This window comes from Bacillus sp. FSL R9-9530 (assembly GCF_038008145.1).
Classification (GTDB): domain Bacteria; phylum Bacillota; class Bacilli; order Bacillales; family Bacillaceae_G; genus Bacillus_A; species Bacillus_A mycoides.
In genome coordinates this window covers 3,881,521-3,897,388 of record NZ_JBBOYO010000001.1, presented here as the reverse complement: position 1 = coordinate 3,897,388, position 15,868 = coordinate 3,881,521, and the positions used below count along the sequence as shown (strand labels likewise).

Here is a 15,868-nt window from a genome sequence, read left to right as displayed (position 1 = left end):
AATACGTTATGATTTGTTTAGAATATTCGTGATTTGAGGTGAGAGTATGAAAATTAGACGAAGTACAAGATTGGTCGATCTGACGTATTACTTGTTACAAAATCCTCGTCAGCTAGTTTCTCTCACTTTTTTTGCTGAAAGGTATCAATCGGCTAAATCTTCCATTAGTGAAGATTTAGTTATTATTAAGCAAACGTTTGAACAACAAGGTGTCGGCACATTGCAAACGGTACCAGGAGCAGCAGGAGGAGTGAAATATATTCCTTATATAAGTGAAGAAGAGGCAAATCTGATTATTAACGAGCTTTGTAGCTTATTTGAAAACCCAGACCGTATTTTGCCTGGCGGTTACTTATATATGACGGATCTTTTAAGTAATCCTCGCCAGATTAATGGCGCAGGTCGTTTATTTGCTTCTGTTTTTGCTAGGCAACCAATTGATGCGGTTATGACGGTAGCGACAAAAGGAATTCCGCTTGCTTATGCAGTAGCGAACTACTTAGATGTACCGGTAGTAATTGCGAGAAAAGATAATAAGGTAACAGAAGGACCCACTGTTAGTATTAACTATGTATCAGGTTCCTCTAAGCGAATCCAAACGATGACTTTAGCAAAGCGTAGCCTTCCAGAAGGGTCCAATGTTTTAATTATTGATGACTTTATGAAAGCTGGCGGAACCATTCAAGGTATGATGAGCATGCTAGAAGAGTTTAAAGCTAATGTTGTTGGGATTGGCGTATTAGTAGAGTCTACGGATATTGAAGAAAGACTTATTAATAACTTTGTATCATTAATTCGTCTGTCAGAAGTTGATGTGAAAGAAAAAGCGATTCAAGTGGAAAAGGGGAATTATGCACTTGCACCATTTGATAAAGGGCTTGTAGAGGCTGAATAAAAAGGTAAAGCAGATAGCTTTACCTTTTTTTATTCCTATTTATAAATTACAAAATAGATGGACAAACTGCCTTTGGTACACTATTTTTAAAGAGTAAAAATAAATAATAAAAGGGTGAAAAGTATGAAAGTTGTTCAAACAAGCAAAGCACCACAGGCAATCGGACCATATTCACAAGGGATTATTGTAAATAATATGTTCTATAGTTCAGGACAAATTCCGTTAACGGCAAGTGGAGAACTTGTAACAGGAGATGTAACAGTACAAACAGAGCAAGTATTTGAAAATTTACAAGCGGTATTAGCAGAAGCAGGTGCTTCATTTGATACAGTGGTAAAAACAACAGTATTCTTGAAGGATATGGATGATTTTAATGCTGTTAATGAAGTATACGGTTCTTATTTCTCTACTCATAAACCAGCGCGTTCTTGTGTACAAGTAGCAAAATTACCGAAAGATGTTTCTGTTGAAATCGAAGTAATTGCCCTAGTTAAGTAACTCTTTGTAAGCGATAACCTCTACTAATCCTTATATTCAACTACAATAAAAATTTTTATCTTAAAAATTTTTAAAAAATTAAAGGAAAAATAGAAATTTTGTGGAATTTATACAAATATATCGCTTATTTAGAAAAGGGTGGTGAACACAAGATGGAAGTGACTGACGTAAGATTACGCCGCGTAAACACAGAAGGCCGCATGAGAGCAATTGCCTCTATTACTCTAGACCATGAATTTGTTGTTCATGATATTCGTGTAATTGATGGTAATAATGGATTATTTGTAGCAATGCCAAGTAAACGTACTCCAGATGGAGAATTCCGTGACATTGCACATCCAATTAATTCTAATACACGCTCTAAAATTCAAGATGCGGTTTTAACAGAGTATCATCGTTTAGGCGAGTTAGAAGAGGTTGAGTTTGAAGAAGCAGGCGCTTCGTAAAATTCGAATGAAAAGGGCTTTTGAAAGAAAGTCTTATAATTTTGTAGCAAACTCCTGTAAGCATTTACAGGAGTTTGTTTTTTTTTGAATAATACACGTTTCTAATTATAAAAATTCATATTTTGAAAAAATAAAGATGAAAAACTTCTAATTTTTTCAAAATCATTTAAAATAGTATAGCTTATTCCTTAAAAAAGATACTAAAGAGTAAAACATCTTATAAGAATTATGGTAAAATTTAATAGTTATAATGTGTTTCTTGAAATATATGATGATTTAGGATAATATCGTTAATGGATAAATAGGTTGCGATGGAGGGTCTATATGTCAAACAGATTTGCAGTGATTCTAGCTGCAGGTAAAGGCACACGTATGAAGTCCAAGCTATACAAAGTGCTGCATCCTGTATGTGGAAAACCAATGGTACAACATGTAGTCAATGAAGTATCTCAATTAGGATTGCAGAAACTTGTAACAGTCGTTGGACATGGTGCTGAAAAGGTACAAGAACAGCTAGGAAACGTAAGTGAGTTTGCATTACAAGCAGAACAACTTGGTACAGCTCATGCTGTTGATCAAGCTGCAAGTGTACTTGCAAATGAAGAGGGAACAACTTTAGTTATTTGTGGTGATACACCTCTAATAACTGCTGAAACGATGGAAGCATTGCTTCAGCAACACGAAGAAGCGGGAGCAATGGCGACGGTACTAACAGCGTACATAGAAGAGCCTGCTGGATATGGCCGTATCGTTCGTAATGAGAATGGTCATGTTGAAAAGATTGTTGAGCATAAGGATGCAAATGAAAAAGAATTAGCTATTAAAGAAATCAATACAGGTACGTATTGTTTTGATAATAAAGCTTTATTTGCTTCACTTTCTAAAGTTTCAAATGATAATGTACAGGGCGAATATTACCTTCCGGACGTTATTGAAATTTTAAAAAATGAAGGTCATATTGTATCAGCTTATCAAACAGAGCACTTCGATGAAACGTTAGGTGTTAACGACAGAGTCGCTCTATCGCAAGCGGAAATTATTATGAAAAATCGTATCAACAGAAAGAACATGGTAAATGGTGTTACAATTATTGATCCAAGTAACACATACATTTCTGCGGATGCAGTTATTGGTAGTGATACAGTTCTTCACCCAGGAACGGTTATTGAGGGGAACACTGTAATTGGTTCTGATTGTGAAATTGGACCGCATACAGTAATTCGCGATAGTGAAATTGGAGATCGTACGGTAATTCGTCAATCTACTGTACATGACAGCAAACTTGGTACAGAAGTATCAGTTGGTCCATTTGCACATATTCGCCCAGATTCAGTTATTGGAGATGAAGTGCGCGTTGGAAACTTCGTAGAAATCAAAAAAACTGTTTTTGGTAATAGAAGTAAAGCTTCACACTTAAGTTATATCGGGGATGCACAAGTTGGAGAAGACGTGAATCTTGGTTGTGGTTCAATTACGGTGAACTACGACGGCAAGAATAAATTTAAAACTGTAATTGGTAACGGGGTATTTATTGGATGTAATTCAAACCTTGTTGCGCCTGTAACAGTTGAAGATGGTGCTTATGTGGCAGCAGGCTCTACAATAACAGAGAATGTTCCATCAAAAGCATTATCAGTAGCACGTGCACGTCAAGTTAACAAAGAAGACTATGTTGATCAATTGCTGAATAAGAAAAAATCATAATGTGGAGGGTTAATCTAGATGTCGACTCAATATCTAAATTCTAATTTGAAAGTATTCTCTTTAAACTCTAATAAGGAACTTGCTGAGCAAATCGCAAAGCATATTGGAGTAGGACTAGGAAAATGTTCTGTTGATCGTTTTAGTGATGGAGAAGTTCAAATTAACATTGAAGAAAGTATCCGTGGTTGCGATGTATTCATTATTCAATCTACAAGCTTCCCAGTAAACGAACATATCATGGAATTACTTATTATGATTGATGCATTAAAACGTGCATCTGCAAAAACAATTAATATTGTTATTCCTTACTATGGTTATGCGCGTCAAGACCGTAAAGCGCGTTCTCGTGAACCAATTACATCGAAACTTGTAGCAAACTTGCTTGAAACAGCAGGTGCAACTCGTGTAATCACTCTAGATTTACATGCTCCGCAAATTCAAGGATTCTTTGATATCCCGATCGACCACTTAATGGGTGTACCGATTCTTTCAGACTACTTTGAAGCAAAAGGCCTTAAAGATATCGTAATCGTATCTCCTGATCACGGTGGTGTAACTCGTGCTAGAAAAATGGCAGATCGCCTAAAAGCGCCAATCGCTATTATTGATAAGCGTCGTCCTCGTCCGAATGTATCTGAGGTAATGAACATTATCGGTAACATCGAAGGCAAAACAGCAATTTTAATTGATGACATCATTGATACAGCTGGTACAATTACATTAGCGGCAAACGCTCTTGTTGAGAACGGTGCTTCTGAAGTATATGCTTGCTGTACACACCCAGTATTATCTGGTCCAGCAATTGAGCGTATTCAAAATTCGAATATTAAAGAGTTAGTTGTAACGAACTCTATCGTATTACCAGAAGAGAAGAAAATTGATAAAGTACATGAACTTTCAGTTGCTCCATTAATCGGAGAAGCAATCATTCGTGTATACGAAGAAGAATCTGTAAGTGTATTATTCAATTAATTGGATAGAATGAGACGTAACCAAGCTTGGTTACGTCTTTTCGTATCGAAAAAAGAAAGTAGTGGTACAAGAATGAAATTAATAGTAGGACTTGGGAACCCAGGTAGAGAATATGAATTAACAAGGCATAATATTGGATTTATGGCAATCGATGAACTTGCAAAACGTTGGAGTATTTCTTTGAATGAACAAAAGTTTAAAGGGGTATTTGGCGCAGGTTTTGTTAATGGGGAAAAAGTAATCTTACTAAAGCCACTTACATATATGAATTTATCTGGGGAAAGTATCCGTCCACTCATGGATTATTATAAAATTGATGTCGAGGACTTCATTGTTATGTACGATGATTTAGATATTCCTGTAGGTAAATTACGCCTTCGCATGAAAGGTAGTGCGGGTGGACATAATGGTGTGAAATCAACAATTTCACATTTAGGAACACAAGAATTTCAACGTATCCGCATGGGAATCGATCGTCCGAAAAATGGGATGAAAGTAGTGGATTACGTATTAGGACGTTTTACATCTGAAGAAATATCTGGCGTTAATCAATCCATTGAAAATGCAGCAGATGCATGTGAGGAATGGTTAAATAAACCTTTTCTCCAAATCATGAATACTTTTAATAGTTAAGCGCACAATCTGGAATATTTTATTTTGTTTTATCCCATACTAGTAGCAATTGGATATTTAGGAGGCTAGTATGGAAGGTTATTATTACTGTAGACATTGTGGAAGTAATGTGGGCTCCATTATCGCAGAAAAAGTATATAGCGACGTTTTGTTTCAACTAACAGAGCAAGAAGTAGTGGATATGATTCATTTTCATGAGAATGGAAATATATATATAAAAACGATTTGTGAATCGTGTCAAGAAACGCTCGCATCTTATCCTGAGTATTATGAATATGAAAAATTTCTGCAATAAAATGTTGTCGCTTTGGCGTGTCCAAAGCATTTTTCTGTTTTCTTTTTCCAAAATATTTGCATAAAATATAGTAACTTGCTCTTTATGTTGAGAGGAGTTTTGAAAATGATAGGTTTATTAGAGCAATTTTATAAAAATGAAGAAATACAATCGGTTATTAATGGGCTAGAAGATGGGTTGAAAGAACAACTTGTATCGGGTATGGCAACATCCTCTCGTTCATTATTAATGGCAGCTTTATATAAAAAGACAAAGCAATCACAACTTATCGTGACGCACAATTTATACCAAGCACAAAAAGTACATGAAGATTTAGTGGCGTTACTTGGTGAAAAAGATGTTTGGCTATATCCGGTAAATGAATTGATAGCATCGGAGGTTGGTGTTGCAAGTCCAGAATTGAAGGCACAGCGTATTGAAGTGTTAAATCGCTTAGCTGCAGGAGAGAATGGGATTATTGTAGCGCCAGTTGCAGGGCTGCGTAGGTTTTTACCAATAAAAGAATTATGGAAGCAAAGGCAAATTGAAATCAATCTAGGGCAAGAGATTGATTTAGATGCACTCTTGCATACTTTACATCATATTGGCTACGAGCGTAAGTCAATGGTAGAAGCTCCAGGAGAGTTCAGTTTACGCGGGGGAATATTAGATATTTACCCATTAACGGAAGAATTACCGTTTCGTATTGAATTCTTCGATACAGAAGTCGATTCTATTCGATTGTTTGATGTGGATGAACAGCGTTCTCAAGATAAAAAGGAAAGTGTTAAGTTCGGTCCAGCAACAGAGTTTTTATTTTCACAGGAAGAATTGAAATCGGGAATTAAGCATCTTGAAGAAGGTTTGACTAAGACGATGCAAAAGCTTTCCGATGATAAATTAAAGACTACTGTGCTTGAGACGGTTAGTCATGAAATTGAAATGTTGAAAAACGGGCAGAGTATAGAACAAATGTTTAAATATTTATCTATTTTCTATAAAGAACCTGCTAGTCTGATAGATTATTTACCAGAAAATGGTGTTGTGATTTTAGATGAGATTTCCCGTATTCAAGAAACAGCATCACATCTTGAAACAGAAGAAGCGGAATGGTATATCTCACTTCTTGGCGAAGGAACAATTATTCAGGATTTATCTTTCTCCCACTCGTTTGAGGAGTTTCTTCATAATAAAAAAAGAAGTTTTGTATATTTAACGTTATTCTTACGCCATATAGCACACACGCATCCTCAAAATATTGTAAATGTGACATGTAAAACGATGCAAGATTTCCACGGACAGATGCATTTGTTAAAAACTGAAATTGATAGATGGAATGAAGGTAATTTTACGACCGTTGTGCTTGGAACAGATGATGAACGTGTAAAAAAACTACAACATATTTTAAGTGATTATGATATTGATGCAGACATTGTAGAGGCGACAGATATCTTATTGCCTGGAAGGTTACAAATTGCTGTAGGTGATTTACATGCAGGCTTTGAAATGCCGATGCAAAAGTTTGTTGTCATTACTGAAAAGGAGCTTTTTCATAAGAAGGTTAAAAAATCACAACGTAAGCAAAAGTTATCTAACGCTGAACGTATTAAAAGTTATTCGGAATTAAAAGTTGGAGACCATGTAGTTCATGTAAATCATGGTATAGGTAAATTTTTAGGTATTGAGACATTAGAGATTAATGGTGTTCATAAAGATTATTTAAATATTAAATATCAAGGTAATGATAAGTTATACGTTCCAATTGAACAAATTGATCAAGTGCAAAAATACGTAGGGTCTGAAGGTAAGGAACCAAAAGTTTATAAATTAGGCGGAAATGATTGGAAGAAGGTCAAAACGAAAGTTGAAAAATCTGTACAAGACATTGCAGATGACCTAATTAAATTATATGCCGAGCGTGAAGCTTCGAAAGGTTATGCATATACACCAGATACGGCAGAGCAACAAGAGTTTGAATCTTTATTCCCATATCAAGAGACAGAGGATCAATTACGTTCTATTGAAGAGATTAAGAAAGATATGGAACGCGGACGTCCGATGGATAGGCTTCTTTGTGGTGACGTAGGATATGGAAAGACTGAAGTAGCTATTCGTGCGGCATTTAAAGCAATTATGGATGAAAAACAAGTTGCGATTTTAGTACCAACAACAATCCTTGCACAACAACACTATGAAACAATTCGAGAGCGTTTTCAAGATTATCCGATTAATATAGGGTTACTAAGTAGATTCCGTACACGAAAACAACAAAATGAAACGATTAAAGGTTTAAAAGATGGAACGGTGGATATTGTAATCGGAACGCATCGTATTTTATCTAAAGATGTTACTTATAAAGATTTAGGACTTCTTATTATTGATGAAGAACAAAGATTCGGCGTTACACATAAAGAAAAAATTAAACAATTGAAAGCAAATGTTGACGTGTTAACATTAACGGCAACTCCGATTCCACGTACACTTCATATGTCTATGCTTGGTGTGCGCGATTTATCTGTTATTGAGACACCACCAGAGAATCGTTTCCCAGTACAAACATATGTAGTAGAGTATAATCCAGCGTTAATGCGAGAAGCGATAGAGCGAGAGTTAGCAAGAGGCGGTCAAATTTACTTCCTATATAACCGTGTGGAGGATATTGAAAGAAAAGCAGATGAAATTTCGATGTTAGTTCCAGATGCTCGTGTAACATACGCACATGGGAAAATGAATGAAGGTGAATTAGAGTCTGTTATGCTATCGTTTTTAGAAGGGCAGCATGATGTTCTTGTAAGTACAACAATTATTGAGACGGGTGTAGATATTCCGAATGTAAATACATTAATTGTATTTGATGCAGATCGTATGGGATTATCGCAGTTGTATCAGCTTCGTGGTCGTGTTGGGCGTTCTAATCGCGTCGCGTATGCATACTTTGCATACAAACGTGATAAAGTGTTATCGGAAGTTGCAGAGAGGCGTCTGCAAGCAATTAAAGAGTTTACAGAGCTTGGATCTGGTTTCAAAATTGCGATGAGAGACTTATCAATTCGTGGTGCGGGTAATTTGTTAGGGGCAGAACAACATGGATTTATTGATTCTGTCGGATTTGATCTATATTCTCAAATGTTAAAAGATGCAATTGAGCAACGTAGAGGAACAGACGGAGTTGAAAATACCGTTAATGTTGAAATTGATTTAGAAGTAGATGCATATTTACCGGATGCGTACATTTCAGATAGTAAACAAAAAATTATGATGTATAAACAATTTAGAGGTATTTCTGCAATTGAGGATATTGAAGAGCTGCAGGAAGAGATGATCGACAGATTTGGTGATTATCCACAAGAGGTTGGTTATTTATTACAAATTGCAAACATTAAAGTGTTGGCAATGAAAGAACAAATTGAGTTAATTAAGCAAAATAAATTTGAAGTAACATTCCTGTTTTCTGAACAAGCGAGCCAAAATATAGATGGTGGAAAATTATTCATGCTAGGAAGTAGTTTTGGCCGTATGATCGGTCTGGGTATGGAGGGGTCACAATTGAAAATTGTGATGAAAACGAATGGATTAGAGACGTCGAAATGGTTAACAATTGCTGAAAATTTATTAAAAGGCTTGCCAGATGTAAAAAAAGAAGTAATAAATGCCTAATATAAGATAAAAAATACAATTCGACGTGCATAGAAGAACTAATGTGTAAAATACTATGTTTAATAGTTGGTGATTTTTACATGAACAGGTAAATTCACCACTTTGATCATCAGTAGAAAGTGAGGCAGCATTAGAATGAAAGCAACTGGAATCGTACGTCGAATTGATGATTTAGGCAGGGTAGTAATTCCGAAGGAAATTCGTAGAACTTTACGTATTCGTGAGGGAGATCCACTAGAAATATTTGTTGATCGCGATGGAGAAGTGATTTTGAAAAAATATTCTCCAATTAGTGAACTAGGTAATTTTGCAAAGGAATATACGGAAGCTTTATACGATAGCTTAGGACATAATGTGCTTGTATGCGATCGTGATTCTATTATCGCAGTAGCAGGCGCATCTAAAAAAGAATACTTAAATAAAAGTGTTGGCGATTTAATTGAGAAGACAATGGAAGAGCGTAAGTCTGTAATTATGACAGATGAAAGCGAAATTTCAATTATTGATGGAGTAACAGAAAAAGTGAGCTCTTATACAATTGGCTCGATTATTGCAAATGGAGATCCAATCGGAGCTGTCGTTATCTTCTCTAAAGAGGCTATTATAAGTGAAGTAGAGCATAAATCAGTAAATACAGCTGCAAGCTTTTTAGCGAAACAAATGGAGCAGTAGCGAAGTGTAATTTCTATAAGTAGCAATCTTTCCTAATTATGATATTTCTATTTGAGAAATTAACTATTTGGAGATATAAGTATATTGAACGAAGGTAGCGCTTTGCTACCTTTTTTCATTGAATATTTTTGCTGTTGAAAGAAGTCAGTGAATGTAAGGAATATGAAGGAGAGCCAGTTTTTCTTTGTGATATAATACGAGGGGTGAGAATAGAAAAAGGAGTTTTCTTGTATGGAAGCGAAGAAGTACCAAGCCTTTTGGCGTGGGGCTATTATATTAACAATCGCAAGTTTTGTTACGAAGGTATTAAGCGCTTTTTACCGTATTCCATATCAAAATATAGCGGGTGATGTTGGTTTTTATATTTACCAACAAATTTATCCGTTTTATGGATTTTGTTTGATTTTAGCTACTTATGGGTTTCCCATTATTATTTCAAAAATGGTCGCAGAAAGATTAGAACGAGGAAAACAAAAAGAAGCAGAAGAAATTATTTGTGTATCTTTTTGGTTTTTATTAGGAATTGGATTTATAGGGTTTTTCACATTATTCTTTGGGGCCGAAACAATTGCATCGGCTATGGGCGATATACATTTAGATAAATTATTACGTGTTATTTCGTTTTCATTCCTACTAATGCCATTTTTATCTGTAGCGAGAGGATATTTTCAAGGTTTCAATAATATGATGCCGACGGCTGTTTCGCAAGTAATTGAACAAACGATTCGTGTTTCTATTATTGTATTTTTATCACTATTCCTTATTGCTCATGGATTTGATTTATATACAGTTGGTGCGGGTGCCATGCTAGGTTCAATTGCAGGCGGGCTTATTGGGATTATCGTACTTTTACTTTATATGCGTCATGATTTCCATGCTATTTTCTTCAAAGGATGGAAGGGAATTAGAAATAAAAAAGGGATTGTTCGAATCCTTTTTTGGCAGGGATTAGCGATTTGTGTTAGTAATTTAGTCCTTATTTTTATACAAATGGCGGATTCTATTTCCTTGTATACTTTGCTTATTCGTGCGGGAGAGCAAGTTGAAAATGCAAAGGTACTAAAAGGTGTTTATGATAGAAGTATCCCGCTTATGCAATTAGGTACTGTTGTGACAACTTCTTTCTCATTGTCACTTATTCCTATTATTACAGCGGCGAAAGAAAGAGGAGATCTTTCATTTATTCAAGAAAAGGTAAAGTTAGCAATGAAAATAACATTTGTTATTGGATCTGCAGCTGCTATTGGATTAACTTGTATTATTCAACCTACAAATATTATGTTGTTTGAAAATAGTGATGGATCAGATGTGTTATCGATTTTATCTTTATCTATTTTATTTAGTTCATTGTCAATTACAACTGCTTCCATTTTGCAAGGAGTGGGACAAACATTAAAACCAGCAATATTCGTTGTATTTGGAGGTTGTTTGAAGTTAGTTTTAAACTATATATTAATGCCGTATTTTGGTGTAAAGGGAGCTGCAATTGCAACTTTAGTTGCGCTTATTGTAATTGTCTTGCTAAATAGTGTGTTACTTATGCGAGCTGTATCGGAGCCGCTTATTGATAGGCGGAATATGTTAGGTGTAGCTATTAGTGGTATCGGTATGGGGTTTGTATTAATAATCTTTATGCGTATGTTACGAATGTCCGGATTAGTAATTGATACAGGACATAGAGGAATTGCGACGCTTGAAGCGCTGTTAGGTGTAGCTATCGGTGGATTAGCATATATGTTTTTAATTTTAAAATTACGTGTATTTACAAAAGAAGAATTAGGAACCGTTATGAAACAAGAGAAAAAAGAAGGTTCATTGAAGAAGAGTGGATAGAGGTGACTGGTTGTGAGTGGAATCATTACTATTTTAGGATTAGGTGCTGGTGAGTTAGATCAGTTAACGATGGGTGTATATCGAAAGATAAAAGAAGCAGACCATATGTTTGTTAGAACGAAGGAGCACCCAGTTATAGAAGAATTGGAGAAAGAAGCTATAAAGTATACGGCCTTTGATAATGTATATGAGGCACATGATACATTTGAAATCGTATATGAAACAATTGCGAATACATTGCTAGAACAAGCTAAAGGCGCAGAAATTATTTATGCTGTTCCAGGTCATCCGCTTGTAGCAGAAAGAACAGTTCAGCTACTTTTGGAAAAAGGAGAAGCAGCAAATATTGAAGTGCGAATTGAAGGTGGACAAAGTTTCCTTGATCCGATGTTTGCAAGTCTAAAAATTGATCCGATTGAAGGGTTCCAATTAATTGATGCTACATCATTTGAAAGAGGACAATTAGAATTACGTCAACATTTAATCTTTTGCCAAGTGTATGATGCATTCGTTGCTTCAGATGTGAAGCTAACGTTAATGGAGATTTTGCCAGATGATTACGAAGTGTATATCGTAACAGCTGCAGGGACTTCATTCGAGCAAGTGAAAAAGGTATCGTTATACATGTTAGATCACGAAACAGAATTAAATAATTTAACGAGTGTGTATGTACCGCCGGTTAAGGAACGTGCGTCCTTATATCAGCAGTTTGATGTGCTTAGAGCAATTATTGCTGATCTTCGTGGACCGAATGGTTGCCCATGGGATAAAAAGCAAACTCATCAATCTTTAAAGAAATACTTAATTGAAGAAGCGTATGAAGTGCTAGAAGCAATTGATGAAGAGGATGATGATCATTTAGTAGAAGAACTAGGTGATATATTATTACAAGTTATGCTTCATGCCCAAATTGGAGAGGATGAAGGTTGGTTCTCTATAGATGATATTATTCGGACTTTAGCTGAGAAAATGGTTCGTCGTCATCCGCATGTGTTTGGGGATACGGATGTAAATAATGCTGATGAAGTGATTGCAAATTGGGAAGAAATTAAAAAACAAGAAAAGGGATTCGTGAAAGAATCTGTTTTAGCGGGTATTCCAAAAAGCTTGCCACAACTAATGCGTGCTTATGAAATTCAGAAGAAAGCTGGAAAGGTTGGATTTGATTGGGTTGATGTGCAGCCGATGATAGAGAAGGCCTTAGAAGAATGGCAAGAATTCCAACAAGAAGTTGTAAACATGGATGAGAAAAAGATGCTAGGTGAATTTGGTGATTTACTATTTGCATTTGTGAATATAGCTCGTCATTATAAATTAGATCCAGAAGAAGCGTTACGTTCAACTAATGAGAAATTTATGGATCGCTTTTTATACATGGAAGCAAAAGTAGCTGAAATGAATAAGGAAATGCAAGATTTATCATTAGAACAGTTAGATATTTTATGGGAAGAGGCAAAACAAACAGAGCGTTAATAGGGGGATTTGATATGCGTCTAGATAAATTTTTGAAAGTATCACGTTTAATTAAAAGAAGAACATTAGCAAAAGAAGTGTCTGACCAAGGAAGAATTTCGATTAATGGCCAAGTGGCAAAAGCGAGTTCAGATGTGAAGGTAGAGGATGAATTAACAATTCGTTTCGGGCAAAAAATAGTAACTGTGAAAGTAAATGAATTGAAAGAAACAACTAAAAAAGAAGATGCAGCAAACATGTATAGTCTCGTTCGTGAGGAAAAAGTGAAAGCGGAAGAAGGCTTGTTCTAAAATAGGTTAGCCCTTCATACATTACTATTAGCTAGTATAAAGCTATGGGGGGATTTTCGTGAATAATGGTTACTCACCTATGTCTTCTAATCAACAAAATGTTTCTGTAGAGCATGATATTATCATGCGTGGCAGGCGTGTAATCGATATTACTGGTGTAAAGCAAGTAGAGAGTTTTGATAGCGAAGAGTTTTTACTCGAGACTGTAATGGGTTTTTTAACAATTCGTGGTCAAAATTTGCAAATGAAGAATTTAGATGTAGAAAAGGGTGTTGTATCAATTAAAGGGAAAGTTCATGAAATGCTGTATATTGATGAGAACCAAGGGGAGAAAACTAAAGGCTTCTTTAGTAAGCTGTTTAAATGAGCCTAACAATTCAGTTGTATACAATGCTTTCGATGATTGGAATGGGTGCTTGGATTGGTGCTTCTTTAGATACATACCAACGGTTTTTAAAACGCCAAGAGCGTAAACGTTGGCTTGTATTTATACATGATATACTATTTTGGATTGTCCAAGCATTATTCGTTTTTTATGTATTACTGCGTGTAAATGAAGCTGAACTACGTATATATGTATTTTTGGCGTTACTATGTGGTTTTGCAGCATATCAAAGCTTATTGAAAGCACTATACATGAAGATGTTAAATTTTCTCATCTATATTTTTGTACAAACAACACAATTTTTTGTTCGAATTATACAGCTACTCATGATAAAACCTGTTATTATTATAGCACAGCTATTTATTGCATTTATATTATTCTTATTTCGTATACTGCTTTCAATTGGACATGTGTTATGGAAAATGGTGATTTGGATATTACTTTTCATATGGAAAGTTTTTTTCTCGCCTGTTCGGTTTATTGCTTCGCTCATATGGAAACTTCTCCCTAATCGTGTTAAACTTTTTATAATGAAGCATGTAGGGTTCCTGCAATATGTAGCAAAATTGAAGGGACATATCTTCCAATTATGGGTGCGTATAAAAAAGAAGTTAGGGGGACCTCGAAAATGAGGGAACTGAGACAAAGAACAATCGACAAACAGAGTCCAAATCCTGTTAAAGAACATATAATACAAACGGATGAGAACAGGAAGCGACTTTATCGCCGTTTAGCGGTTTTTCTTGTCTTTGCTTTTACAATTATTGCTAGTATTAGTGTGACGTTTTATCAACAAAACAGTTCCATTAAAGCAAAAGAAGCAAAAGTTAAGGACATGAAAAAAGAACTGGATTCATTAACGAAAAAAGAAAAGAATCTAAAAGATGAAGTTCAAAAGTTGAATGATGAAGAGTACGTTTTAAAGATTGCTAGAAGGGATTATTTCTTCTCCGGAAAAGGGGAGATAATTTTTCCTGTTTCTAAGTAGAGTATGTCTTATTGACACTGTATTTTAGGATTATATATAATAAAGTAAAATTTGACTTTTTAACCACTAAGGAGGAGCATTTTTTTTATGTCAATCGAGGTAGGCAGCAAGTTACAGGGTAAAGTAACAGGTATTACAAATTTTGGGGCTTTTGTGGAGCTGCCAGAAGGCTTAACAGGTCTTGTTCATATTAGTGAAGTTGCTGATAATTATGTGAAAGATATTAACGATCACTTAAAAGTAGGCGACCAAGTAGAAGTAAAAGTTATCAATGTTGAAAAAGATGGCAAAATTGGCCTATCTATTAAGAAAGCGAAAGAACGTGAAAAAACAGAAGGAGATCGTCCACGCGGTGAATACCAACGTGGTGGTGATCAACAACGTTCTGGACGTCCACAACGTAATAATCGTTCTTCCAACAGAGATAACCGCGGTGGCGGTAACGAACGAGCTCCAAAAGAAACATTTGAGCAAAAGATGGCACGCTTTTTAAAAGATAGTGAAGATCGTTTAACTTCTTTAAAGCGTAACACAGAATCTAAACGTGGTGGCCGTGGCGCACGTCGCGGATAATGAGTCCGTTTAATTCTTAACATATAGAGAGGTACCCAGAGTAATTACTCGGGTACTTTTTTATGTGAGAGAATATATTTTTAAAAAAGTTTTTGAGATGTATTGACTTTAAAATATATCTGATGTAATATACTAATTGTCCGTTAAATACGACGACATGGCGGTGTAGCTCAGCTGGCTAGAGCGTACGGTTCATACCCGTGAGGTCGGGGGTTCGATCCCCTCCGCCGCTATATTTAATTTAACGGCCCGTTGGTCAAGTGGTTAAGACACCGCCCTTTCACGGCGGTAACACGGGTTCGAATCCCGTACGGGTCATCTAAAAAGATCATGCAAATTTGCATGGTCTTTTTTTGTTAAATATAAATTAAGACGTACAATACTTCTACAAAATCACCCTATATTTTCTGAACATTCTTTCAACTCTCTTTGAATAAATTAAATACTATGTATATATGTAGATTTATTTCGAATAAAAAGTCGAACGATTATAAAAGTCAAAACTGTTGTTTTGACAAAAAAACCAATAATCATCTTTTATAATAACAGTAATTAAACTATGCAGGTGGTGTTAA

General features: G+C 35.5%; 16 protein-coding genes and 2 tRNA genes. All 18 read left to right on the top strand.

Annotation, left to right across the window (positions count from 1 at the left end):
- Window positions 1-46: 46 nt before the first annotated feature.
- The 18 genes from purR to MKX66_RS19515 all read left to right on the top strand — a co-directional run bounded on the left by purR (window position 47) and on the right by MKX66_RS19515 (window position 15,611).
- Window positions 47-895, top strand: a complete 849-nt coding sequence (purR, locus tag MKX66_RS19600) for a pur operon repressor (protein WP_002091587.1) — start codon at window positions 47-49, stop codon at window positions 893-895.
- 123 nt (window positions 896-1,018) lie between these two features.
- Window positions 1,019-1,393 carry a RidA family protein gene (locus MKX66_RS19595; protein ID WP_000869819.1) on the top strand — a complete coding sequence of 125 codons (375 nt, stop codon included), beginning with the start codon at window positions 1,019-1,021 and terminating at the stop codon, window positions 1,391-1,393.
- Between the two features lie 152 nt (window positions 1,394-1,545).
- Window positions 1,546-1,839 carry a septation regulator SpoVG gene (gene spoVG / locus MKX66_RS19590; protein ID WP_000454042.1) on the top strand — a complete coding sequence of 98 codons (294 nt, stop codon included), beginning with the start codon at window positions 1,546-1,548 and terminating at the stop codon, window positions 1,837-1,839.
- Window positions 1,840-2,163: 324 nt separating this feature from the next.
- Complete coding sequence (gene glmU, locus MKX66_RS19585) at window positions 2,164-3,543, top strand: bifunctional UDP-N-acetylglucosamine diphosphorylase/glucosamine-1-phosphate N-acetyltransferase GlmU (protein ID WP_002166365.1); 1,380 nt, start codon at window positions 2,164-2,166, stop codon at window positions 3,541-3,543.
- Window positions 3,544-3,561: 18 nt separating this feature from the next.
- Window positions 3,562-4,515, top strand: a complete 954-nt coding sequence (locus tag MKX66_RS19580; RefSeq protein ID WP_002091580.1) for a ribose-phosphate diphosphokinase — start codon at window positions 3,562-3,564, stop codon at window positions 4,513-4,515.
- A gap of 72 nt (window positions 4,516-4,587) precedes the next feature.
- On the top strand, window positions 4,588-5,148 hold the full coding sequence (gene pth / locus MKX66_RS19575; protein WP_002144538.1) for an aminoacyl-tRNA hydrolase: 561 nt from the start codon (window positions 4,588-4,590) through the stop codon (window positions 5,146-5,148).
- Between the two features lie 70 nt (window positions 5,149-5,218).
- A complete protein-coding gene (locus MKX66_RS19570) occupies window positions 5,219-5,443 on the top strand; it encodes an anti-sigma-F factor Fin family protein (protein ID WP_002091576.1) in 225 nt (74 codons plus the stop codon).
- A gap of 105 nt (window positions 5,444-5,548) precedes the next feature.
- Window positions 5,549-9,079: a transcription-repair coupling factor gene (mfd, locus tag MKX66_RS19565; RefSeq protein ID WP_016102352.1), complete on the top strand. Its 3,531-nt coding sequence runs from the start codon at window positions 5,549-5,551 to the stop codon at window positions 9,077-9,079.
- A gap of 135 nt (window positions 9,080-9,214) precedes the next feature.
- On the top strand, window positions 9,215-9,751 hold the full coding sequence (gene spoVT, locus MKX66_RS19560; RefSeq protein ID WP_002009670.1) for a stage V sporulation protein T: 537 nt from the start codon (window positions 9,215-9,217) through the stop codon (window positions 9,749-9,751).
- Between the two features lie 231 nt (window positions 9,752-9,982).
- Window positions 9,983-11,584, top strand: a complete 1,602-nt coding sequence (locus MKX66_RS19555) for a putative polysaccharide biosynthesis protein (protein WP_326997314.1) — start codon at window positions 9,983-9,985, stop codon at window positions 11,582-11,584.
- A 12-nt stretch (window positions 11,585-11,596) separates the two neighbouring features.
- Window positions 11,597-13,057, top strand: a complete 1,461-nt coding sequence (gene mazG / locus MKX66_RS19550) for a nucleoside triphosphate pyrophosphohydrolase (RefSeq protein WP_002009675.1) — start codon at window positions 11,597-11,599, stop codon at window positions 13,055-13,057.
- A gap of 14 nt (window positions 13,058-13,071) precedes the next feature.
- Window positions 13,072-13,347: an RNA-binding S4 domain-containing protein gene (locus MKX66_RS19545; protein ID WP_002009677.1), complete on the top strand. Its 276-nt coding sequence runs from the start codon at window positions 13,072-13,074 to the stop codon at window positions 13,345-13,347.
- A gap of 58 nt (window positions 13,348-13,405) precedes the next feature.
- The gene (gene yabP / locus MKX66_RS19540; protein ID WP_001059101.1) at window positions 13,406-13,714 is read left to right on the top strand and encodes a sporulation protein YabP; all 309 of its coding nucleotides are present in this window, start codon (window positions 13,406-13,408) and stop codon (window positions 13,712-13,714) included.
- Window positions 13,711-14,364, top strand: a complete 654-nt coding sequence (gene yabQ, locus MKX66_RS19535; RefSeq protein ID WP_002091573.1) for a spore cortex biosynthesis protein YabQ — start codon at window positions 13,711-13,713, stop codon at window positions 14,362-14,364. Before yabP ends, yabQ begins: the two co-directional genes overlap by 4 nt.
- Window positions 14,361-14,720: a cell division protein DivIC gene (gene divIC, locus MKX66_RS19530; RefSeq protein WP_002091572.1), complete on the top strand. Its 360-nt coding sequence runs from the start codon at window positions 14,361-14,363 to the stop codon at window positions 14,718-14,720. The genes yabQ and divIC overlap by 4 nt, the downstream gene beginning before the upstream one ends.
- An 87-nt stretch (window positions 14,721-14,807) precedes the next feature.
- The gene (locus tag MKX66_RS19525; protein ID WP_002009683.1) at window positions 14,808-15,293 is read left to right on the top strand and encodes a S1 domain-containing RNA-binding protein; all 486 of its coding nucleotides are present in this window, start codon (window positions 14,808-14,810) and stop codon (window positions 15,291-15,293) included.
- A 159-nt stretch (window positions 15,294-15,452) separates the two neighbouring features.
- Window positions 15,453-15,526: transfer RNA gene (locus MKX66_RS19520), tRNA-Met, on the top strand.
- A gap of 13 nt (window positions 15,527-15,539) precedes the next feature.
- Window positions 15,540-15,611: transfer RNA gene (locus MKX66_RS19515), tRNA-Glu, on the top strand.
- Window positions 15,612-15,868: the final 257 nt, after the last annotated feature.

What these genes read in the sequence shown, in the direction of transcription:
- purR (WP_002091587.1), top strand. Translation starts at nt 47, where the DNA reads ATGAAAATTAGACGAAGTACAAGATTGGTCGATCTGACGTATTACTTG.
- MKX66_RS19595 (WP_000869819.1), top strand. Translation starts at nt 1,019, where the DNA reads ATGAAAGTTGTTCAAACAAGCAAAGCACCACAGGCAATCGGACCATAT.
- spoVG (WP_000454042.1), top strand. Translation starts at nt 1,546, where the DNA reads ATGGAAGTGACTGACGTAAGATTACGCCGCGTAAACACAGAAGGCCGC.
- glmU (WP_002166365.1), top strand. Translation starts at nt 2,164, where the DNA reads ATGTCAAACAGATTTGCAGTGATTCTAGCTGCAGGTAAAGGCACACGT.
- MKX66_RS19580 (WP_002091580.1), top strand. Translation starts at nt 3,562, where the DNA reads ATGTCGACTCAATATCTAAATTCTAATTTGAAAGTATTCTCTTTAAAC.
- pth (WP_002144538.1), top strand. Translation starts at nt 4,588, where the DNA reads ATGAAATTAATAGTAGGACTTGGGAACCCAGGTAGAGAATATGAATTA.
- MKX66_RS19570 (WP_002091576.1), top strand. Translation starts at nt 5,219, where the DNA reads ATGGAAGGTTATTATTACTGTAGACATTGTGGAAGTAATGTGGGCTCC.
- mfd (WP_016102352.1), top strand. Translation starts at nt 5,549, where the DNA reads ATGATAGGTTTATTAGAGCAATTTTATAAAAATGAAGAAATACAATCG.
- spoVT (WP_002009670.1), top strand. Translation starts at nt 9,215, where the DNA reads ATGAAAGCAACTGGAATCGTACGTCGAATTGATGATTTAGGCAGGGTA.
- MKX66_RS19555 (WP_326997314.1), top strand. Translation starts at nt 9,983, where the DNA reads ATGGAAGCGAAGAAGTACCAAGCCTTTTGGCGTGGGGCTATTATATTA.
- MKX66_RS19545 (WP_002009677.1), top strand. Translation starts at nt 13,072, where the DNA reads ATGCGTCTAGATAAATTTTTGAAAGTATCACGTTTAATTAAAAGAAGA.
- yabQ (WP_002091573.1), top strand. Translation starts at nt 13,711, where the DNA reads ATGAGCCTAACAATTCAGTTGTATACAATGCTTTCGATGATTGGAATG.
- divIC (WP_002091572.1), top strand. Translation starts at nt 14,361, where the DNA reads ATGAGGGAACTGAGACAAAGAACAATCGACAAACAGAGTCCAAATCCT.
- MKX66_RS19525 (WP_002009683.1), top strand. Translation starts at nt 14,808, where the DNA reads ATGTCAATCGAGGTAGGCAGCAAGTTACAGGGTAAAGTAACAGGTATT.